This window comes from Mycolicibacterium novocastrense (genome assembly GCF_001570485.1).
In the GTDB taxonomy this organism is placed as follows: Bacteria; Actinomycetota; Actinomycetes; order Mycobacteriales; family Mycobacteriaceae; genus Mycobacterium; species Mycobacterium novocastrense.
The window spans coordinates 303,179-324,459 of the sequence record NZ_BCTA01000036.1 but is presented as its reverse complement, the minus strand read 5'-3'; the positions used below and the strand labels follow the sequence as shown (position 1 = coordinate 324,459).

The window sequence follows — 21,281 nt, the reverse complement described above, 5'->3', positions numbered from 1 at the left end:
TCCCCGGGAGGTGCAGACGTTCCTGCCCTACCCGGTTTTCGACGACACCGCCCGCGTCCTCGACACGAAGCGGCTCGGCAAGCAGCGCGTCGAGGCCATCCAGGTGGTTCGCGCGCTGACCGTGCCGGGGTATGGCTGGCGCCATCACCCCGCAGCGGCGATGTGGGCCGGCTACGAAGAAGCCTTGGTCCGCTACGGGCTCGACGTCTGCGCCGCATGGTGCCGGTTGGGCCATGCCGACACCTGCGCGGCGACCATGGTCAGCGACCTGACCCGCACGACCGGTATCGACACCGCGCGCACCCAGGACGCGTTGGCCGCGGCGGGGGAGGTGCCGCCGTGGCTGGGCGATCCGGCGTTTCACCGCAGCCACCAGTCGGTGCTGGTACGCAAGGACCCGCAGCACTATCGGAAGTTCTTCCCCGACGTTCCCGACGACCTGGAGTACGTCTGGCCCGCCTCCGACCGTCCGCGACGGATCGCGATCTGACGCCAACGGCTGCGTCTGCCGCTGCGGTGTGTACATCGCGTTGATACGTTGAGCGACAGGGTGTGCCGGGAAGTCTGGTCGGCAATTCTCTTGTCGACCCCCTAACAGATCGGGACCCACCGTGACCGCCAACCCACTCCGCCGCTTCGCGCGGCGGACACTGTTCTCCCGCGGATCATGGTCCGAGACGAGTCGGGTGTCCTCGATCCTGCGCAGGGAAACCGTCGGAGGCGCGATCCTGCTGGTGGCGGCGGCCGTCGCGCTCGGGTGGGCGAACTCGCCGTGGGCGGAAAGCTACTTCGCTCTGCGCGATCTGAAGGTCGGCGGTGAGCCGTTCGGTCTGCATCTGGACCTCACGGTCGGCACCTGGGCGGCCGACGGATTGTTGGCCCTGTTCTTCTTCGTGGTCGGGTTGGAGCTCAAACGCGAGTTCGTCGCCGGCGACCTGCGCGACCCCGCCCGCGCGGCGCTGCCCATCGCCGCCGCCATCGGCGGAATGGTCGTGCCGGCCCTGATCTTCGTCGCGGTGACCGCACACGTGGGCGACGGCGCCCTACGTGGCTGGGCCATTCCGACCGCGACCGACATCGCGTTCGCCGTCGCGGTGCTCGCGGTCATCTCCACGCATCTGCCCTCGGCCCTGCGCACGTTCCTGTTGACGCTCGCTGTCGTCGATGACCTCCTGGCGGTGCTGGTGATCGCCGTTTTCTACACCGAAGGCATCAACTGGATCGCGTTGTCGGCGGCCCTGGTGCCGCTGACCCTGTTCGCGGTGTGCGTGCAGCGCCGCATCCGGTCGTGGTGGCTGTTGATCCCGCTCGCGCTGGCCACGTGGGCGCTGATGCACGAATCGGGCATCCACGCGACGGTGGCGGGTGTGCTGCTCGGCTTCACCGTGCCGGTCCTGCGTTCGCAGGCGGCTGGCGGGCCGGAGGCCGGACCTGGCCTTGCCGAACATTTCGAACACCGCCTGCGCCCGCTGTCAGCGGGTGTCGCGGTCCCGGTGTTCGCCTTCTTCGCCGCGGGGGTGAACATCGGCGGGTACACGGGGTTCGCCGAGGCGATGACCGATCCCATCGCGCTCGGCATAGTGCTGGGTCTGGTGGTCGGCAAGCCGGTGGGCATCTTCCTGACCACGTGGGTGCTCTCATCGGTCACCCGCGCCGATCTCGACTCGGCGGTCCGGTGGATCGATGTGCTCGGAATCGCGATGCTGGCAGGCATCGGGTTCACCGTCTCGCTGCTCATCGGTGACCTCGCCTACGGCATCGAATCCGAACGTGACGAATTCGTGAAGATCGGGGTGCTGACCGGATCGCTGACTTCGGCGGCACTGGCCGCGGTGCTGTTACGGCTGCGGAACAGGCATTATCGGGCGATTCACGAACAGGAGACCGCCGATTCCGACCACGACGGTGTGCCCGACATCTACCAAGCTCGACAGGACTGACTACGACGGCCGTGCGTAGACTGAGCGAATGCTTGAACAGATCCGCGGGCCCGCAGATCTGCAGCACCTGACGCAGTCGCAACTGAGCGATCTAGCACGTGAGATCCGCGAATTTCTGATCCACAAGGTGGCTGCCACCGGTGGGCATCTCGGCCCGAACCTCGGCGTCGTCGAGCTGACGCTCGCGCTGCACAGGGTGTTCGATTCGCCACACGATCCGATCATCTTCGACACCGGACACCAGTCCTACGTGCACAAGATCCTGACGGGCCGCTGCCACGAGTTCGACACCCTGCGCAAAAAGGGCGGCCTGTCCGGCTATCCCTCGCGCGAGGAGAGCGAACACGACTGGGTGGAATCCAGCCACGCCAGCTCCGCGCTGTCCTACGCCGACGGGCTGGCCAAGGCGTTCGAGCTGTCCGGACACCGCAATCGGCACGTGGTGGCCGTCGTCGGTGACGGCGCGCTGACCGGCGGTATGTGCTGGGAGGCGCTGAACAACATCGCCGGGGCGCGACGGCCGGTGGTCATCGTCGTCAACGACAACGGCCGCAGCTACGCACCGACGATCGGCGGGTTCGCCGAACACCTGGCCGGCCTGCGGCTGCAGCCCGGCTACGAACGTGTCCTCGAGGAGGGCCGCAAGGCGGTGCGCGGCGTCCCGGTCATCGGCGAGGTGTGCTACCAGTGCATGCACTCCATCAAGGCCGGCATCAAGGACGCGTTGGCACCGCAGGTGATGTTCACCGACCTGGGCCTGAAGTATGTGGGGCCCATCGACGGCCATGACGAGCACGCCGTCGAGGTCGCGTTGCGCCGGGCGCGCGGTTTCAACATGCCCGTGATCGTGCACGTCGTCACCCGCAAGGGCATGGGCTACGCGCCGGCGGAGAATGACGAGGCCGACCAGATGCACGCGTGCGGCGTCATCGACCCCGAGACCGGGTTGGCGACGTCGGTTCCCGGTCCCGGCTGGACGTCGACGTTCTCCGAGGCGCTGATCGGGTATGCAGCCCGCCGACGCGACGTGGTCGCGATCACCGCGGCGATGCCCGGCCCCACGGGTCTGACCGCATTCCGCCAACGCTTCCCGGACCGGTTCTTCGACGTGGGCATCGCCGAACAGCATGCGATGACGTCGGCGGCCGGGCTGGCGATGGGCGGCCTGCATCCCGTCGTCGCGGTCTACTCGACCTTCCTGAACCGCGCGTTCGACCAGGTCATCATGGATGTGGCGCTGCACAAGCTGCCCGTGACGATGGTGTTGGACCGCTCGGGGATCACCGGCCCCGATGGCGCCAGCCACAACGGCATGTGGGACCTGTCGATACTGGGCATCGTGCCCGGCATGCGGGTGGCCGCACCGCGTGACGGAGTCCGGCTACGCGAGGAACTCGGCGAAGCCCTCGACGTCAACGACGGCCCCACCGCCATCCGGTTCCCGAAAGGCGATGTCGGCGAGGACATTCCGGCTCTCGAACGGCGTGACGGCGTCGACGTGCTAGCCGTGCCGGCCGACGGGCTCACCGGCGACGTGCTGCTGGTGGCGGTCGGGCCGTTCGCGTCGATGGCGCTGGCGGTCGCCGAACTGCTGCGCAACCAAGGCATCGGTGTAACGGTCGTCGACCCGCGCTGGGTGCTGCCGGTGCCCGAGCCGATCACCGCCCTGGCCCGCGAACACAAGCTCGTCGTCACGCTCGAGGACAACGGCGTCAACGGCGGCGTCGGGTCTGCGGTCTCGGCGGCGTTGCGCCGCGCCGAGATCGACGTACCGTGTCGCGATGTCGGGCTGCCGCAGGAGTTCTTCGCGCACGCCTCCCGCGGCGAGGTGTTCGCCGAGGTCGGCCTGACCGATCGCACCGTGGCCCGCCAGATCACCGGCTGGGTCGCGGCTCAGGGTGCCTCCGTCAGCGAAGCCGAGGTCAGCGAGCGACTCGACTAGCGGTCGCCCCCGCCCGCCCGCCTGGCCTCGCCTCGCCTCGCCGAGTGGGCGGTTTCATCCGCGACGCGCCGGTCGGACGGTATGAAATCGCACAGCCGCGGCGATAGCTAGTCCTTGTCGGCGAGCTCGGCGGCTTCGTCGGAGACGCCGTGGCGTTGCACGCGCAGCACGAAGATCGCCAGCGACAACACCAGCACCAAGCCGCCGAGCACGCCCACCTGGACGATCGCACGGGCGAACTCGGGGCCGTTGGACAGCAGCTTCGCCGCCTCGACCGAGAGCACGACGATCTCCTTGATGCACGCCAGGATGCCGACAATCAGGAACGGCTCGGCGACGATCTCGTGCGAGCGCAGCGACGTCCGCACCGCATAGAGCAGTTCGACGAAGATGAAGATCAGCAGCAGGCCGTCGAGCACCTCGAGCATGATCGTGCTGGCGGGTGTATGCGCAGGCGCAGCAGCACATTGACCTGGGCGACCAACAGCGCCACCGACCCGGCGAGCAGGACGGTCGCGATGGCCCAGTAGACCGCGTCCTCGGCGAGGCTCAGCACCCGGTCGGCGAAACGCTGCCGATCCTCTTCGTTCTCGGTCTCCTCCTGCTCCGCCATTCGCCAACGCTAAGCCGTCTCCAGCGCCACCGACGCAAAATGCTCGACACGCTTAGGCTGCGGTCATGGATGCCGAGCTGGAGCGCTGGAAGGCCGCGGGCCGCTACTTCGATTACCTGGGATTCGAGATCTTCTACCGGATCGACGGCCCGCCGCTGGGGGAGGCTCCGACGCTACTGGCCATTCACGGCTATCCGTTCAACTCGTGGGACTGGTCGCTGATCTGGCCGACGCTGACCGATCGATTCACCGTCATCGCCCCGGACATGATCGGAATGGGCTTCTCGGCGAAACCGGTCGCTTACGAATACTCGGTGGGCGACCACGCTGACGTCCACGAGGCGCTGCTGGAACACCTGAACGTCAAGCGGTGCCACGTGCTGGCGCACGACCTCGGCGACTCGGTCGGACAAGAACTGCTGGCCCGCAGCGAATTCGGCCAGCAGTCGTACGGGTCGGTGCGCTATGAGTCGATCACCTGGCTGAACGGCGGGCTGTTCAACGAGGCCTACACGCCGCGCACCATGCAAAAGCTCATGTCGGGAACGCCGTTGGGCGACTTGATGAGTCCTCTGCAGGGACGCAGTTCGCTCTCGCGCAAGATGCTGGACCGGACGCTCGACGAAATGTTCGGGCCGAACACGAAGCCCTCACGCGAGCTGATGGAGCGCTTCCACGAGATTCTGGAATACAACGACGGTAAACGCGTGCTGCACAAGGTTGGTCGTTTCTTGGGCGACCGCTACACGCACCGCAACCGGTGGGTGCGCGCCATGCGCCGAACCGCGGTGCCCATGCGGCTGATCGACGGACCCGTCGACCCGAACTCCGGCGCTCACATGGCGCGCCGCTACGCCGAAGTGATCCCTGGCGCCGACGTGGTGATGCTCGCCGACGACATCGGACACTGGCCGCAACTCGAGGCGCCCGAGGAAGTGCTGCGGCACTTCCTGGTTCACATCGAGAAGGTGACCACCTAGCTCTCGGCGGACTGCCGCTCGGCAAGCTGAGCGTCGGCCTTGGCCAGCGCCTCGGTGAGCGGAGACACCGTCAGCTCGCGTTGCCATGGCCGCGCACCGGCGTCGCGCAGAAACGCCTCGATCACGCTCGCCCTGTCGTCGACGGGCTCCCAGTCCCAACACAACCGGCGCACGGTATCGGGGGAGAGCAGATTCTCGGTCGGCACGGAAACCCGTTGCGACACTTCGGTGAGCGCGGCGCGCACCGCATCGAGTCGGGCGGCGGCTTCGGGTTTGCGCCTGGCCCACCGGGACGCGGGCGGAGGACCGTTCGCCGGCTCCTGCGATGACGGCAAGTCCCGCGTGGTGCGGGCCCGCGCGAGCGCGTCGAGCCACACCTTGGCGCTGCGACGCTGCCGGTTACCGCCGAAGATCGGCAGCGCCGTCAGCTTTTCGACGGTGTCGGGATCGGCGGTGGCGGCGTTGATGATGGCCGAGTCCGGCAGGATTCGGCCGGGCGCGATGTCGCGGCGCTGAGCGATGTGGTCGCGGGTGGTCCACAGTTCGCGCACCGCGGCGAGGGCGCGAGCGTCGCGAATCTTGTGGATTCCCGACGTGCGTCGCCAGCGGTCCCGGCGGGTCGGCGTCGCCTCGTACTTCCTGAGGTGCTCGAATTCCTGTGCCGCCCACTCGGTTTTACCTTGGTCCTCGAGTACCGCGGCGACGGCTTCGCGGAGGTCGACGAGCACCTCGACATCGAGTGCGGCGTAGTTGAGCCACTCGTCGGGCAGCGGTCGCTTGGACCAGTCGGCTGCGCCGTGCCCCTTCATCAGCTGTAGACCGAGCAGCCGCTGTACCATCGCGGCGAGGTTGACCTTGTCGTAGCCGGCGAGTCGGCCCGCCAACTCCGTGTCGTACAGGCTGACCGGCCGGATGCCCAGTTCGGCCAGACACGGCAGATCCTGGTCGGCGGCGTGCAGCACCCACTCGTCGGTGGCCAGCACCTCGGCCACGGGTGCCAGCGCCTCGACGGGGTCGGCGCCGTGGCTCACCGGATCGATCAACACGGTGCCGGCGCCTTCGCGTCGAATCTGCACGAGGTAGGCACGGTTGGAGTAGCGGAACCCCGAGGCGCGTTCGGCGTCGACGGCGAACGCGCCGTGGCCAGAGGCCAGTAGCTCGGCGGCCCTGCGGATTTCACTGACACTGGTCGACAGCGCGGGGACGCCGTCGCGGGGCGCCAGCAGCGGGGTCGCGTCCGGCTCGGCCTGCTCGGGCGCGGCCGCCTCGGGGACGGCCTCTTCGGGATCGGGCATCGTCAAGCGCGGGTGCGGGAGCCGAGGTCGGTGACGCCCTGCGGCGGCAGCCCGGCGGCATGCTCGAGCACCTCACAGAACGCCTCGACGTGCGGGCCCAACTCGAGCGTCGTCGCCGTCCATGAGGCACGCAGTTCCAACTGGTGGGCCCGGGGCGGGCCGGAGATGTCGCCATAGCGCACCGACGTGGTGGCGGTGACGGTGCCGCCCAGGGCGGTGACGTGCTCGTCGCGTTCCCCAAGGGCATCGACGAGCCAGCTCCACGCGACCTCGGGCAGCAGCGGGTCGACGGCTTCGCTGGAGTCCAGATCGGCCTGGATGTAGGCGACCAGCCGCATGGTGCCGTCCCAGGCGTCGGCGCCCTCGGGATCGTGCAGCAGGATCAGGCGGCCGAATGCGTCACCCTCGGAGCGTTCCGGCACGATCGCCGTCTCGGGATGGCGGACCTCGGCGCCCAGCGCATAACTGAACGGCGCCAGCCGCTGCGGCGGGCGGATCGGGCCGAGCTCGATTTCCGGTCGGACGGTGGTGGCATTCATCGCCGCCACCGCTTCGCGGAACTGAGCCGGTTCGGCGGTGGTCACGACGTTTGACGCTAGCCCATTCGAGCAGGTCTGTGCGCGTGGCGCGCCGATCTTGTCGGGTGCTGGTCCGGTCGAGGCCAGGCGGGCGCCGCGCGGTCCGCATGGCAGCATTGAGAGCGATGAACACGCGCCGTGAGCTGCCCGACTCGCCCTATTTGGCCGCCGCCAGCGGCCGCAAGCCCGGCCGCGTGCCGGTGTGGTTCATGCGGCAGGCGGGCCGTTCGCTGCCCGAGTACCGCGCGTTGCGGGCGAAGAACACGATGATGCAGGCCTGCTTCGATGCCGAGCTGATCACCGAGATCACCCTGCAGCCGATCCGCAGGCACGGCGTCGACGCCGCGATCCTGTTCTCCGACATCGTGGTGCCCTTGCGAGCCTCGGGGATCGCCCTCGACATCGTTCCCGACGTCGGCCCGGTGATCGAACACCCGATTCGCACCGCCGCCGATGTCGCCGCAATGAGACCGCTGGAGCGTGGGCAGGTCGCGCCGGTGTCGGAGGCCGTCGGGGCGTTGGTGTCCGAGCTCGGCGACGTGCCGTTGATCGGCTTCGCGGGCGCGCCGTTCACGCTGGCGTCCTATTTGGTCGAGGGCGGGCCGAGCCGCAACCACGAGCGGACCAAGGCGATGATGCTCGGCGAGCCCGACACCTGGCACGCGTTGATGACCGCGCTGACCGATGTGACGATCGCGTTCCTGCAGGTTCAGGTGGACGCCGGTGTTGATGCGATCCAGGTGTTCGACTCGTGGGCCGGGACGCTGTCGCTGGCCGATTACCGCAGCTACGTGCTGCCGCACAGCACCCGGGTGTTCGCGACGCTGGCCGCCGCCGGAGTGCCGATGACCCACTTCGGCGTCGGTACCGCCGAGTTGCTGGGCGCGATGTCACAGGCGGCGTCCGGGCACGGCGCCCCGGCCGTGGTCGGGGTCGACTGGCGCACGTCGCTGTCCGACGCCGCCGCCCGGGTGGTCCCGGGGACGGCGTTGCAGGGCAACCTGGACCCGGTGGTGTTGCTGGCCGGCCTGCCGGTGGCCGAACGCGCGGCGCGTGCGGTCGTCGACGACGGCAGGCGGGCGGTCGACGCCGGAGCCGCCGGGCATGTGTTCAACCTCGGGCACGGCGTGCTCCCGGCCACCGACCCCGAGGTGATCACCGAAGTGGTGGCATTGGTGCATTCGCTGTGAGTGCATCGTATTGCGTTGTCGGCGGAGGGATTTCGGGTCTCGTCGCCGCGTATCGACTACGCGTCGCGGCGGGTCCCGACGCGACGATCACGCTGTTCGACCCCGCCGACCGGCCGGGTGGCGTGCTGCGCACCGAGCGGATCGGCGGCCAACCGATGGACGTCGGCGCCGAGGCGTTCGTCGCACGGCGGCCTGAAGTCCCCGCGTTGCTGGCCGAATTGGGCCTGGCGAACCGACAGATCGGCACGACCGGCGCGCGACCGCTCATCTACAGCCAGGCCAGGCTGCATCCGCTTCCCGCGGGCACGTTGCAGGGCATCCCGGCGCAGCCGTCGGCGCTGGCCGGGCTGGTGGACGACGCGACGATCGCCTGGATGCACGGCGAACCCGGTCGCCCGTTCGCGTGGCGCCCCGGTGCCGATCCGTCGGTTGCCGAGCTGGTCGGCGATCGGTTCGGTGAGCAGGTGGTCACCCGTTCGGTCGAACCCCTGCTCGCCGGTGTCTACGCGGGCAACGCCGCGACGATCGGAGTTCGATCGGCGGTGCCGACGCTGGCTGTCGCCCTGGACCGCGGCGCGAGAAGCCTCACCGACGCCGTCCGCGAGGCCGCGCCGCCGCCGGTCACCGGGTCGGTGTTCGGCGCCGTAGACGGCGGCTACCGGGTGCTGGTCGACGAGCTTGTCCGGCGCGCCGGTGCGCAGTGGCGGCAGGTCACGATCGAAGGGCTGCACCGCGACGCTCGAGGCTGGGAGCTCGTCGACGACGAAGGGGTCCGCCACCACGCCGACGCGGTGGTGCTCGCGGTGCCGGCACCTCGGCTGGCGCGGCTGGTAGCGGAGGTGGCTCCCCGAAGCGCCGCCGCGGCCCAGCGCATTCCGGTGGCGTCGTCGGCGTTGGTGGCGCTGGCGCTGCCGGGCGGTACGCCGCTGCCGCAGCAGTCCGGGGTGTTGGTGGCCGGCGGCGAACGCCTGTGGTCGAAAGCGGTCACGCTGACGTCGCGCAAGTGGGGTCAGCGCGGCAGCGTCGAGTTGGTCCGGTTTTCGTTCGGGAGGTCCGGCGACAACCTGGCCCGCAGCGTGGGCGACGATCAGCTGCTCGACTGGGCGGCCGAGGATCTCGCCACTGTCTTCGGGGTCAGGACGGAGCCGGTGGATTACCACGTGCAGCGGTGGATCGACGCGATGCCGCAATACGGACCCGGTCACGGCGCGCTGGTCGCCGAATTGCGCTCGGGGCTGCCGCCGACGATCGCGGTTGCGGGCGGGTTCCTGGACGGGATCGGTGTTCCGGCGTGTGTGTCGGCGGCCACCAGGGCGGTGGCGTCGCTGGTCACCGCGCGCGTGGCACGATAGAGCCATGGCCAAGCTCGACTACGACGCGCTCAACTCCACCCTCCGCTACCTGATGTTCTCGGTGTTCGCCGTGCGGCCCGGGGAACTGGGAGAGGAGCGCGGCGCGGTCGCCGACGAGACCGCGACGTTCCTCAAGCAGCAGGAGGAGCGCGGCGTCGTGGTGCGCGGCCTGTACGACATCGCCGGGATGCGCGCCGACGCCGACTTCATGATCTGGACACACGCCGACAACGTCGAGGCCCTGCAGGCCACCTACGCCGACTTCCGTCGCACCACCGCCCTGGGCCGCGCCAGCAATCCGGTGTGGAGCAACGTCGCGTTGCACCGGCCCGCGGAGTTCAACAAGAGCCACATCCCGGCGTTCCTGGCGGGCGAGGAGCCGGGGAACTACATCTGCGTGTATCCGTTCGTCCGGTCGCTGGACTGGTATCTGCTGCCCGACGAGGAGCGCCGTCGCATGCTCTCCGAGCACGGCATGGCGGCGCGTGGCTACAAGGACGTTCGGGCCAACACCGTCCCGGCGTTCGCGTTGGGCGACTACGAGTGGATCCTGGCGTTCGAGGCGCCCGAGCTGCACCGCATCGTCGACCTGATGCGGGACCTGCGCGCCACGGATGCGCGGCGGCATGTCCGCGAGGAGACGCCGTTCTTCACCGGCCCGCGCATCAGTGCGGAGCAGTTGATCGATCGCCTGCCGTAACCGGCGTCGCTCGGTCATCATTGACCGATGAGGACTCAGGTACTGCTCGCTGCTGCGCTGTCGATCGGCGCTCTGGGCGCAGCGCCCACCGGCTTTGCGCAACCGGCGGACAGCGAGAAGTGCGCACCGCGCTTCGGGCAGGTCATCGACATCACGGCCGGCGACATCGACTGCATCACGGCGTCTGACTACGCCGTCCAGTACAACCTGAACGGCGACAAGTACCAGGTCATCGGCCCGTTCACGTGTTATTCGGGTAACGCGATGACGGCGCCGCTGCTGTTCCAGTGTGTCGCCGACACCGAGGACCGCGCCGAGTTCGCCGTCTACCCGGCGTAGCTTCTCTGCGCCTGCGCGCCGAAATGGCATTCCAGCAGAACTTTTTCGAGTGAAGCCCTGCTGGAATGCAATTCGCGTCAGGAGGTCGGCTTGAGCCGCAGCGAGATCGAGTTGATGCAGTAGCGCTGGTCGGTCGGAGTGGGGTAGCCCTCGCCCTCGAAGACGTGGCCGAGGTGGCTGTGGCAGTTGGCACAGAGCACCTCGACGCGGCGCATGCCCAGCGAGTCGTCGGACCGCAGGATGACGGCGTCGGAGTCGGCCGGATCGAAGAACGACGGCCAGCCGCAGTGCGATTCGAACTTCTCGGTGCTGCGGAACAGCTCGGCCCCGCAGGCGCGGCACTCGTAGATGCCCTCGGTCTTGGTGTCGGTGTACTCGCCGGTGAAGGGACGCTCGGTGCCGGCCTCGCGCAGGACGTGGAACTCCTCGGGGGTCAGCTTCTGGCGCCACTCGTCATCGGTCAGCTGCAGTTTGGGAGCCGGTGTGGTCATGTCACCACGTTACTAGTGCCGGTACGACGGACCATGTCGTCGGCGTAGGCGAACGCGGCGTCCTCGTCGTCGATGTCGAACTCGCACAGATGCCTGGTGCGTCCATCGCGGAACTCGCCGACGATGAGGCGGGTCCACTCGTATCGTTCACCGTCGTGGCCCGTGGCCTCACGCTCATGACGAGTCACCGCCACCGTCGGTGATACCCAGACTTCCGCCGAATGCCATGAACGCATCGAGGCGACCATTGCGCACAGGTCCTCGTAGCTGGCGCGAAGATCGGTGATCGAGCGGTCGGGGAAGCCGGATCGTGAGTGACTGACGGCGTGCATGTCCGGCGTGGCCATCTCTCCGAAGACGGTGTCCCATTCGCGTCGGTTGATGGCCATCAGGTATTTGGCGATATGCGCAGCGCCCTCGGCGACGGCCGCTCCTTCGCCGGTGCAGTACCGCCGCGTGAGTTCAAGGTAGGCGCCTTCGAAGTCGTCCTCGTCGAAGCGGCCGTGGTAGACGATGCGTCCGGCGTCGTCGACCTCGTGGACCATCAGATAGCGAACCTCGAAGCCATCCTCGTTGGACCAATGCATCGAACCCAGGGTCACTGATTCACCGCGCACAGCCAATGTGTGGCTCTCGAATGTGGAGTAATCCTCGAGGAGCCGCTCCAGGGCCGCACGTGTATCCCCGAGAGGATTTCCGCCCAGTCGTCGACGGTCGTCGTAGACGAAGGGGTCTGCGAATAGTGCTGCAGCGGCATCGACTTCTCGTGCTTGCATCGTCTTCCACAGGCCGTCCGAGGTTCTGGTCGCTCGATTCGTCACCGCGAGTCGACCGGCCGTGGCGCGAACCAGCTCCTCCGCGTAGGCGAACGCGGCTTCCTCGTCGTCGATGTCGAATCGACAGACGAGCGCGGCGCGCCCATCGCGAATCTCAGCGACGTCGATGCTGGACCACGTGTATTGCTCGCCGTCCTTGCCGACGGCTTGCCTTTCATTTCGAGCGACGACACAGTCTGACGACAGCCAACATTCGGAAACGTTCCACTGACGAATCGAAGTCATCATCGACCTCAAGTCCTCGAGGCTCGCTCGGAGTTCGGCCGCTGAGCGGTCCGGGAATGCTGTGCTGGAACGGTTTTCGATCCGGAAGTCGCGGGACGTGAGTTCTCCGAACGCTCGGTCGAAATCACCGGAATTCAGCGCAACTACCCACTCGGCGGCGAGTGTCACTGACTGGGCGACAGCTGCGCCTTCGTCACCGCAATAGCGGCGGGTGAGCTCCAGATAGGCGCCCTCGAAATCGTCCTCGTCAAAGCGGCCGTAGTAACAGATGCGCCCGTCGTCGCCGACTTCGAGCACATGCAGATAGCGCGTTTCGTAGCCGGCATCGTTGGACCAACGAGTATGGGAAAGCTGCAGTGCGTCACCGCGCACCGCCAAGGTCTTACCCTCAAAGTTCGTGTATTGATCAAGGATTGCCTCGCATGCTGCGCGGACGCTGGCGGGCGGATCGCCGCCGATCGCCCATTGATCGTCGTAGATGTAGTCCTCAGTGAATAGACGTGCGGCGCACTCGGCGTCGCCCGCGCGCAATGCCTCTCCCAACGCGTAGCGCGTTCGGCTGGCAAGGTTCTCGACCGCAAGCCGACTCGCGGCGGCGCGCACCTTCTCCTCCGCGTAGGCGAATGCCGCGTCCTCGTCGTTGACATCGAACTCGCACGCCACCCGCATGCGGCCGTTACGGATCTCGCAGACCATCAACCTCGTCCACGCATACACTTCGCCGTCGTCGCCTACCGCTTCTCTCTCTTGACGCGAAACGGTCCAGTTCGACGTCACGTGCCTCGTTACCGAGTTCCAGGTTCGGGCGGAAGCGACCATACTGCGCAACTGCTCAATACTCGAGCGAAATTCGGCGACTGAGCGATCCGGAAATGCTGAGGCAGAGCGGTTCTCGAGGCGCATGTCCGGCGCTGTCAGCTCTCCAAACAGCCGGTCGAAATCGCCTGTATTCATGGCAACGACGTAATCGGTGCCCACTGCGCCATCCTGGGCGTAGGCTGCTCCTTCTCCTGAGTAGTACCGCCGCTCGAGTTCGCGGTAGGCGCCCGCGAAGTCGTCCTCGTCGAAGCGACCGTGATACAGAATCCGTCCGGCGTCATCGACCTGGTGAACGGTCAGGTAGCGAACCTCGAAACCGTCGTCCTTCGACCACCGGGTCCAGCCAAGGTGGAGTCGCTCGCCGCGTACCGCGAGCGTGCGTATCTCGAAAAACGTGTAGTCCTCGAGGATGCGTGCGAGTGCTGTGCGCGTATCTCCGACCGGGTTGCCGTATAGGCGGCGATGATCGCCGTAAGCGAATGAATCGGCGGCGAGCTCGGCAGCGGCATCGGTATCGCGCACTCGCATTAGCCGCCAGAGGTTTTCGACGGTTCGGGTCGCCAGATTGCTCACTGTGAGCCTGCTGTTGGGTGTTCGCACTAGCTCTTCGGCGTAGGCGAATGCAGCGTCCTCGTCGTCGGGTTCGAAAATGCACATCGACGCCATTCGCCCGTCGCGGACTTCGAAGACCATCAAACGCGTCCACGAGTAGCGCTCACCGTCGTGTCCGATCGCCTCGCGCTCGTGACGCCCGACGCATACATTCGATGAGAGCCAATGCGTTGCCGAATGCCATTGCCGCACCGACGCAACCAATGCATCGAGATCTTCGACGGTGGCACGTAGCTCCGCGCCCGAGCGATCAGGGAAGATCGATCGTGAGTGGTTCTGGACGTGCAGATCGTCAACACTGAGATCGTCGAAGAGGCGGTCCAGATCGCGGTTGTTGAGGGCCGTCGCGTACTCGATGGTTACGGCGCCCGCCTCGGCGAACGCGGCGCCCTCGCCTGCAAAGTAGCGGGTCTCCAGCTTGCGGTACGCCGTGACGAAATCATCTTCGTCATAACTGGCCTGCAGCGCGATCCGTCCGTCGGTGTCGAGTTCGATGACGACGAGACGAGAGGTCTCGTTTCCGGCGTCGTCAAACCACCGGGTATGTGCCAACTGAAGCCGTTCCCCGCGGACAGCCAGCACACGAGCGCCGAAGTGGTTGTAGTGTACGAACATTCGTTGCAGGGCGGTCCTGAGCCCGACAGGGTCTGTCACGGGCTCACCGCTGAACCGCCGGTGATCGACGTAGACAAAGTGCTCGGAGAAATTGGCGACGGCGGTATCGACATCCCCGCTCTCGCTCGCATGGAGGACTCGACGGCCCACCTCGCAGGCGTGATTTGTCAGCGCCAGCCGACTCGTGGCCGCCCGGACCCGCTCTTCGGCGTAGGCAAAGGCGGCGTCTTCGTCATCGAGGTCGAAAATGCACGTCCACGCGAGGCGCTGATCATCAACACCGGCGACAGTGATGAAACTCCAAACGTACATTTCGCCGTCACGACCGACTGCTTCACGTTCCAAGCGGCCGACGACGACACTCGATGACAGCCAGCGCATCGCCGAGTGCCAGGACTGTACGGACTCGACCATCGCCTGGAGCTCTTCGCGGCTGGCCCGGAATTCGGCCGCAGACCGATCCGGTAGGACCGACCGTGAACGGTTTTCGATTCGCACGTCGGCGCTGGCGAGTTCGCCGAAGACTCGGTCGAAGTCGCCCCGGTTCTCGGCGCAGGCATACTCGGTGAGGACGGTGATTCCCTCGGCGTAGGCAGCGCCTTCACCGACTTTGAAGCGCTGTTCCAGCTCTCGATAGGCGCCTTCGAAGTCGTCGCCGTCGAAGCGGCAGTCGTAGACGCACAAGTTATCGTCACCGATTTCCGAAACATGAAGCTGTGTCGTCTCATTACCCGCCTCGTCCGACCATTGGCTGCGGCTCATCGCCAACCTGTCTCCCCGCACCGCGAGCACGCGGACGTCGAACCGGCTGTATTGATTGAGAACCCGGCGGATCGCTGCGCGTATCGCGTCATGTCCGGCGACCGGGCCGCCGCTCAAACGCCGTCGATCGACGTAGACGAAGGCATCGGCGTAGGTGGCCACAAGGCCCTCGACATCGTGACTCCGCAATGCTTGCCAGCCGGCTTCAACGACATCAGCGGCTCTATTAGTGACTGCCAGTCGGCTGCTCGCGGCGCGCGCCCGCTCTTCGGCGTACGCGAACGCGGCCTCTTCATCCTCGATGTCGAATTGGCACAGCGCCGTGATCCGGTCGTTCCTGATTTCGCCGGCCAGGAGGAAAGCCCACGCGTACGTCTCGCCGTCGTGTCCGATCGCCTCGCGTTCGATACGGCTGACGCTCCAGTGCGGTGAGACCCAGCAGACCGCCGAAGGCCATATTCGCGACGACGAGACCATCGCGTCCAAGTAACCCCAGCTGGACCGCAGGTCGCTGGCTGAACGATCAGGAAACGCTGAGCGTGAACGGTTCTCGATACGCATCTGTGGCGCGGCGAGGTCGCTGAACACTCGGTCATACTCCCCACGGTTGAGGGCGGCGAATATTGCTACCGATACCGATTCGCCCTCGGCGAACGCTGCGCCCTCTCCTGCGTAGTACCTTCGCTCGAGTTCACCCAGTGCGCTCTCAAAGTCGTGCTCGTCGAAGCGGATGAAATGCGCGATCCGACCGGTGTCGTCGATCTCGAGCACGTTGAGCGTCGTGGATTCGTTGCCGCTGTCATCCCACATGCGTATCCGGCGCAGATCCAACCGTTCGCCTCGCACCGCCAACGTGGTCAGTTCGCTGTGATGGTATTGCTCGAGCACACGCCCCATACCCTCGTGCAGCTGCGCGATTCCCTCCAATGGGTCACCGCTCAACTGTCGCCGATCTTCCACGACGACCTGATCGGAGAGGTGCGCCACCGCGGCGTCGACGTCGTGGGCATGCATTCCCCGCCACGAAGCATTAGCGACGTCACTGGCTCGGTTCGCGACTGCGAGTCGGCTACTGCTGGCCCGAATTCGCTCCTCGGCGTATGCGAACGCTGCGTCCTCGGCATCGAGGTCAAAGCGACACGCGGAGGCAACCCGGCCGTCGCGAATCTCGCAGACATCGAGCCATGTCCACGTATACGGTTCACCGTCGCGACCAACCGCTTGGCGTTCGAAACGGAAGATGGCCACTCTCGGTGACAACCAGCGCACGGCCGCCTCCCAAGACCGGGCTGAAACCACCGCGGCGTCGAAGTCTTCAAACGAGCTTCTGACATCCGTTGCGGTGCGATGGCCGAAGACAGAGCTCGACCGGTTCTCGAGGCGATAGGAGGGAGAAGTCAGCTCATCGATCAGTCGGTCGTAGTCGCGATGATTGAGTGCGGTGATCCACTCCGTCGTTACTGCCCCCGCTTCCGCGTAAGCTGCGCCTTCTCCTGTGTAGTAGCGACGTTCAAGCTCTCGATACGCGCTCGTGAAGTCGTCCACGTCGAAGCGGCCGTCGTAGACGATCTGACCGGCGTCGTTCACCTCGGCGACATGCAGATACTCCGTCGCGTTTCCGGACCCATCGGTCCAACGACTCTCGGCCATGAAGAGGCGATTGCCGCGAGCGGCCAACACCGGAACGTCGAATTGTCCGTACTGATCGCAGATTCGTGTGACGGCGGCCCGCATTGCGTCGCGTCCGACAATCGGCGCACCGTTGAGTCGTCGTCGATCGTCGTAAACGTAGTCATCCGCGTAGGCTGCGACGACGCCGTCGACATCGTGCGACCTCAGGGCTTCGACGAATCGCGGCAACAACCGGCATGCCTGGTTTTGAACCGCGAGTCGACTGGTGGCTGCCCGCACTCGCTCCTGGGCGTAAGCGAACGCAACTGCCTCATCGTCGGTTTCAAACTGACATATCGAAACCAATCGACCGTCCCGGATCTCGGCTACCTGAAGGCTGACCCACTCGTAGTTCTCACCGTCCGCTCCCTCAGCTTCTCGCGCGAAGCGGAAAGCCAACCAGTTCGGTGTCAGCCACTCGACGGCGGAGATCCAGATGCGGGACCAGGCGACGATCGCGTCGAGTTCCTCCAAGGTTCCGCGAAATTCCATGGCTGAAAGCTCGGGGTGTGCGGCGTGGGAACGATTCTCGAGCCGGAAGGTCGGAACAAGGAGTTCGCCGAAGGTTCGGTCGTAATCCTTCCGGTTCAGCGCGGTGACGACTTCCGTTGCTACGGCTGCAGCTTCAGCGTGGGCCGAACCGTCCCCAGCGTAAAATCGCCGCTCGAGCTCGAGATATGCGCCTTCGAAGTCATCCTCGTCGAAGCGGATGTGATACAGGATGCGCCCGTCGTCACCGGTTTCATTCACGTACAGCGTGGTTGCCACATTCCCGTCGTCATCGGCCCAGCGGCTCCAAAGCAGATGCAAATGACGGCCCCGGACCGCGAGAACGCGGAACTCGAACTGCGCGTACTGCTGGGAGACTCGCTCTAGCGCAGTCCGCATGGCGTCCAACCCGACAACAGGGTCGCCGCTCAGTCGCCGCCGGTCGTCGTACACGAAGTCTTCCGAGAACCAAGCGAGGGCGCGGTCGAAGTCATGTTCGTTGGTCGCCTGGATGAACATGGGCAGCAGTCGGCAGGAGTCGTTGTCGGCCGTGAGCCGGCTGGCCGTCGAGGGCGCACTTTCCCCGACACGGCCGAGGGCTGCCCGGGCGGACTCCTCCGGTTTCGCGACAACGGGTTCGTCAACGAGGCCGACCGAGATCGACGCCTCCTTCGCCGCGTAGAGCACGCGGGCATCCTCGCGGGCTGACCTGGCCCCCTTGATATCTCCTGCTGCATCTAGCACGCGGCTCAGTGCCAGGCAGGCCTCGGCATGGTCGAGCACGATGTCGGTCCCACTGGCGACCGCCACCGCATCCCGGGCCATTGCAGTCGCCTCATCGTGGCGTCCTTGCATCGCGAGGATCTCGGCCCGCACAGCGCGCCACGCGATCGCCGTCTTCAGGTTGTGACCGGCGAGGCGCTCACTTTCGGCCGCATAACGGTCGGCTTCGTCGATATGCCCCTGCGCGAGAACTGATCTCGCCAACAGGGCAGCGGCCAGACCTGCGTCGGCACCAGCACCCAACGCGTCGAGTCCTTCCAGAGCCGTCCGGAAGTGCGGTTCGGCAGCGAGAGGGTCGCCGCTCATCGACTCGATGATCCCAGCGAACAACTCCGTTTCCATGAGCCCGTGCCGCAGGCCCAGGTCGGCCACGATCTGGCGCGCCTCGCCGAGCATCTTGCGCGCCTTGTCCGGTCGACCGCGCAGGAGTTCCAGCACCGCCAGATGGCGCAACGACGTCGCCTCGAGAGACGGCGCGGCCGTCGTCATCCGTTGCATCCGAACCACGTCGAGGCACCGGCCGCCGGCCTTGGGTACCGGGCTCGGCCCCCACAGCGCGGCACCCGGCGCCGCACTCAACGCGGCGGTGATCTGTCGGTGGTCTCTACTCTGCCGAGCCGCGATCAGCGCCTCGAACAGGTCGACTTCGCCGTCGCCAACCCGTCCGAGACGCAGCCGCGCGCTCGCTCGGACGCGGTGCGCCTTGGCGAGTCCCGCGCGGTCCGCGCGACGGGTGAACTCGTCGATGGCGCCCTGGAGAAGCGCGTCGTATTCCAACAACCGGTTCGGGGCGGTGTACACGCCGAACTGGCATCGATAGCACGTCGCCCATGGGGCCAACGCGTCTCCGGCGATGCGCTCGAGATCCTCGACGAGGGCGGCGGCGGCGGTGACGTCGCCTGCGGACAGAAGTGCCTCGCACCCCGTCAACAGAAGCTCGGCGTGTACGGACTCGGCGCGCCGGCGAGCGCCGCCCCTCGTGCGGCCTGGGCGCCGGCGGAGACCAACTCGTCGCGGTCCAGTGCGCGTCGCGCGGATGCCGAGTAGTGGTGAGCGGCGCGCAGCGCGAGATCGCTCGTGTGCTCGTCGAGCGTGCCCAGTTCACGTCGATAGGTGTGTGCGGCCTCCAGATGGCGGGCGATCATCTCGTCAGCCTCGAACGCCACACTGGCGCCGCCCGATTCAACCCAGTCGGCAAGGCGCTCGTGCAGTTCTGCGCGCTCGGACTTCAATAGCCGCCGGTATGCGACGTCGCGGATCAGCACGTGATGGAAGCGCCAGACGGCCTCGTCGCCGACGTACGTACCCGTGGGTTGAGCGAGTTCGAGACGCCGAAGTCGATTGAGCGACAGCTTGATCGAGTCCGCGTGACCGCCGGCGAGCGCCCGAACCGTGCTAACGGAGAAGTCGCTGCCGATCACCGAGGCGATCTCGAGTATGCGTCGGTCACCGGTGTCCAGCCGTTCCAGTCGCGACGCGAGCAGGGCATGAATCGTCGGTGGAATGGTGATGGCCTCGACGTCGATGGTCAGTCGCCAGCCGTTCGTGTGCTCGACGAGAACGCCGTCGTGCGCGAGCATCCCGACGAATTCGCGGACGAACAGGGGATTGCCTCCCGTGGACGCGGGGAGGCGATGCAGCAGCTCGGGCGGCAGCTCGGTGGCGCCCAACACCTTGGCGGCGAGCTCGGCCGTCGCCCCGGCATCGAGGCCGTCGAGGTGGATGGTGTCGGCGACCCAGCGGCTGGCGGCGACGAGGTCGGGCCGGATCTCGCGCAGCTCGGGCCGGGCCAACGCCAACACGAGCACCGGCACGTCTTTGATCCACTCGACCACATGCTCGATGAAATCCAGCAGCAGGCTGTCGGCCCATTGAATGTCGTCGAGTGCGAACACAACTGGGCCCCTGAACGCCAGCACCTCGACGAACCTGCGCAGCGCCCAGAAGTTCTCTTCGACCGAGCCCGGTACGCCGGTCGCGAGGCCGTTGAGGTCGCGCAGCAGACGATCTCGCTCCGAGGTTCCTGCCGGGATGTCGGATTCCAGATCGCGGGCCCGCAATATCTCGACAATCGGCGCCAGCGCAACCGACCCCTCGACGGCGCACCGAGCTTGAACAACACGCGCATCAGTCTGGGCACCAAGGAATTCGGTGGCCAAACGGCTCTTGCCGACACCGGGGTCGCCGATGACGGTCACGAGCCGCGCCGCGCGCGCCGCGATCGCGTTGTCGAGGACGGCCTGAAGCCGCCGCACTTCTTGCGACCGACCGACAAACGGTGCGGCGTCCGCAACATCCGAATGCCCTCCGAGCCACTGGTACACCGCGACCGGTGCGTGACGGCCCTTCACCTGTACCTGCCCGAGCGATTCATAGCCGTATCGCCCGCGCGTCGCCCGCCAGGTCTCCTCGCCGACCACCACGCGGCCGCGCGGACACTCGGTCTCCAGGCGAGCACCGACATTCAAAGCGTCGCCCACCAGGTCGGCGTCACCCGCACCGACGACGACCTCGCCGGTGTTCACGGCGACCCGCAGCGCCAGCTCGGTGCGGTGCGTCTCGGCGACCTGGGCGGCCAGGTCGACGAACCGGTCCTGCAGCTCGACCGCGGCGTCGACGGCGCGCAGCGCATCCTCGGGACCTATTTCGGGAACACCCCAGACGGCCATGAAGCCGTCGCCGATGTACTTGGTGACACCCGCGCGGTGTCGCTGCGCGGTCGACCGCAGCAGTTGGTGGTAGCGGCCCATCACCTCGCGGGTTGTTTCGGCGTCGACCCGTTCCTCGAAGGTGGTCGAGCCGGCCAGATCGGCGAACAACACGGTTACCGTTTTGCGGACCGGACCCGCGATGGGCGGTTCCGTTGTGGGGGTGGCCAGTTCGTCAAGTGGAGCACCGCAGCCGCGGCAGAACCGAGCGGTCGCTCTCGCTTCCAGGCCGCACGTCGCGCACACCTGCGCGAGTGATCCGCCGCAGCCCTCGCAGAAGCGCGCATCCTCCTCGTTCGCCGTCCCGCAGGAGGCGCAGGTACGGCGGTTCTCGGCCATGG

The 21,281-nt window shown here is 66.8% G+C and carries 15 protein-coding genes; 8 read left to right on the top strand and 7 right to left on the bottom strand.

From position 1 onward, the window contains the following. Positions 1-10: 10 nt before the first annotated feature. From RMCN_RS14605 to dxs, 3 genes are all read left to right on the top strand, one after another. On the top strand, positions 11-490 hold the full coding sequence (locus RMCN_RS14605) for an MSMEG_6728 family protein (protein WP_067390351.1): 480 nt from the start codon (positions 11-13) through the stop codon (positions 488-490). Between the two features lie 121 nt (positions 491-611). Continuing rightward, positions 612-1,940 carry a Na+/H+ antiporter NhaA gene (gene nhaA / locus RMCN_RS14600; RefSeq protein ID WP_067390349.1) on the top strand — a complete coding sequence of 443 codons (1,329 nt, stop codon included), beginning with the start codon at positions 612-614 and terminating at the stop codon, positions 1,938-1,940. 28 nt (positions 1,941-1,968) lie between these two features. Beyond that, positions 1,969-3,882, top strand: a complete 1,914-nt coding sequence (dxs, locus tag RMCN_RS14595; protein ID WP_067390346.1) for a 1-deoxy-D-xylulose-5-phosphate synthase — start codon at positions 1,969-1,971, stop codon at positions 3,880-3,882. Positions 3,883-3,989: 107 nt separating this feature from the next. On the opposite strand, the gene RMCN_RS31520 is transcribed toward dxs, so the two are convergent. Together RMCN_RS31520 and RMCN_RS31515 are read right to left on the bottom strand one after the other, a co-directional pair. Continuing rightward, positions 3,990-4,301, bottom strand: coding sequence for a phosphate-starvation-inducible PsiE family protein (locus RMCN_RS31520; protein WP_234787665.1), 312 nt, complete (start codon positions 4,299-4,301; stop codon positions 3,990-3,992). Beyond that, positions 4,280-4,495 carry a hypothetical protein gene (locus tag RMCN_RS31515; RefSeq protein ID WP_234787664.1) on the bottom strand — a complete coding sequence of 72 codons (216 nt, stop codon included), beginning with the start codon at positions 4,493-4,495 and terminating at the stop codon, positions 4,280-4,282. The genes RMCN_RS31520 and RMCN_RS31515 overlap by 22 nt, the downstream gene beginning before the upstream one ends. 65 nt (positions 4,496-4,560) lie before the next feature. Here RMCN_RS31515 and RMCN_RS14585 point away from each other — a divergent pair, with 65 nt between their 5' ends. After that, the gene (locus RMCN_RS14585; RefSeq protein ID WP_067390343.1) at positions 4,561-5,475 is read left to right on the top strand and encodes an alpha/beta fold hydrolase; all 915 of its coding nucleotides are present in this window, start codon (positions 4,561-4,563) and stop codon (positions 5,473-5,475) included. On the opposite strand, the gene RMCN_RS14580 is transcribed toward RMCN_RS14585, so the two are convergent. Together RMCN_RS14580 and RMCN_RS14575 are read right to left on the bottom strand one after the other, a co-directional pair. Further along, positions 5,472-6,770, bottom strand: a complete 1,299-nt coding sequence (locus RMCN_RS14580; protein ID WP_067390340.1) for an HRDC domain-containing protein — start codon at positions 6,768-6,770, stop codon at positions 5,472-5,474. The genes RMCN_RS14585 and RMCN_RS14580 overlap by 4 nt on opposite strands. Positions 6,771-6,772: 2 nt before the next feature. After that, positions 6,773-7,309 carry a DUF3000 domain-containing protein gene (locus RMCN_RS14575; RefSeq protein WP_234787679.1) on the bottom strand — a complete coding sequence of 179 codons (537 nt, stop codon included), beginning with the start codon at positions 7,307-7,309 and terminating at the stop codon, positions 6,773-6,775. Between the two features lie 164 nt (positions 7,310-7,473). Here RMCN_RS14575 and hemE point away from each other — a divergent pair, with 164 nt between their 5' ends. From hemE to RMCN_RS14555, 4 genes are read left to right on the top strand one after another with little or no spacing between them, the layout of a single operon-like run. Then, the gene (hemE, locus tag RMCN_RS14570; protein ID WP_067390337.1) at positions 7,474-8,538 is read left to right on the top strand and encodes a uroporphyrinogen decarboxylase; all 1,065 of its coding nucleotides are present in this window, start codon (positions 7,474-7,476) and stop codon (positions 8,536-8,538) included. Next, positions 8,535-9,890 (top strand): protoporphyrinogen oxidase, encoded by a 1,356-nt coding sequence (locus RMCN_RS14565; protein ID WP_067390334.1) that lies wholly within the window; start codon positions 8,535-8,537, stop codon positions 9,888-9,890. The genes hemE and RMCN_RS14565 overlap by 4 nt, the downstream gene beginning before the upstream one ends. 4 nt (positions 9,891-9,894) lie before the next feature. Beyond that, positions 9,895-10,590 (top strand): hydrogen peroxide-dependent heme synthase, encoded by a 696-nt coding sequence (hemQ, locus tag RMCN_RS14560; RefSeq protein WP_067390332.1) that lies wholly within the window; start codon positions 9,895-9,897, stop codon positions 10,588-10,590. Positions 10,591-10,617: 27 nt separating this feature from the next. Continuing rightward, positions 10,618-10,929, top strand: a complete 312-nt coding sequence (locus RMCN_RS14555; RefSeq protein WP_174523679.1) for a hypothetical protein — start codon at positions 10,618-10,620, stop codon at positions 10,927-10,929. A 77-nt stretch (positions 10,930-11,006) separates the two neighbouring features. On the opposite strand, the gene msrB is transcribed toward RMCN_RS14555, so the two are convergent. From msrB to RMCN_RS31510, 3 genes are read right to left on the bottom strand one after another with little or no spacing between them, the layout of a single operon-like run. Further along, a complete protein-coding gene (gene msrB / locus RMCN_RS14550) occupies positions 11,007-11,420 on the bottom strand; it encodes a peptide-methionine (R)-S-oxide reductase MsrB (protein WP_067390330.1) in 414 nt (137 codons plus the stop codon). Further along, positions 11,417-19,162: a nuclear transport factor 2 family protein gene (locus tag RMCN_RS14545; protein WP_067390327.1), complete on the bottom strand. Its 7,746-nt coding sequence runs from the start codon at positions 19,160-19,162 to the stop codon at positions 11,417-11,419. Before RMCN_RS14545 ends, msrB begins: the two co-directional genes overlap by 4 nt. After that, the gene (locus tag RMCN_RS31510) at positions 19,159-21,279 is read right to left on the bottom strand and encodes an ATP-binding protein (protein WP_067390324.1); all 2,121 of its coding nucleotides are present in this window, start codon (positions 21,277-21,279) and stop codon (positions 19,159-19,161) included. Before RMCN_RS31510 ends, RMCN_RS14545 begins: the two co-directional genes overlap by 4 nt. Positions 21,280-21,281: the final 2 nt, after the last annotated feature.

Coding starts and splice junctions, on each gene's coding strand:
- RMCN_RS31510 (WP_067390324.1), bottom strand. CDS start 21,279: ATGGCCGAGAACCGCCGTACCTGCGCCTCCTGCGGGACGGCGAACGAG.
- RMCN_RS14555 (WP_174523679.1), top strand. CDS start 10,618: ATGAGGACTCAGGTACTGCTCGCTGCTGCGCTGTCGATCGGCGCTCTG.
- hemE (WP_067390337.1), top strand. CDS start 7,474: ATGAACACGCGCCGTGAGCTGCCCGACTCGCCCTATTTGGCCGCCGCC.
- msrB (WP_067390330.1), bottom strand. CDS start 11,420: ATGACCACACCGGCTCCCAAACTGCAGCTGACCGATGACGAGTGGCGC.
- dxs (WP_067390346.1), top strand. CDS start 1,969: ATGCTTGAACAGATCCGCGGGCCCGCAGATCTGCAGCACCTGACGCAG.
- hemQ (WP_067390332.1), top strand. CDS start 9,895: ATGGCCAAGCTCGACTACGACGCGCTCAACTCCACCCTCCGCTACCTG.
- RMCN_RS14585 (WP_067390343.1), top strand. CDS start 4,561: ATGGATGCCGAGCTGGAGCGCTGGAAGGCCGCGGGCCGCTACTTCGAT.
- RMCN_RS14580 (WP_067390340.1), bottom strand. CDS start 6,770: ATGCCCGATCCCGAAGAGGCCGTCCCCGAGGCGGCCGCGCCCGAGCAG.
- RMCN_RS14575 (WP_234787679.1), bottom strand. CDS start 7,309: ATGAATGCCACCACCGTCCGACCGGAAATCGAGCTCGGCCCGATCCGC.
- RMCN_RS31515 (WP_234787664.1), bottom strand. CDS start 4,495: ATGGCGGAGCAGGAGGAGACCGAGAACGAAGAGGATCGGCAGCGTTTC.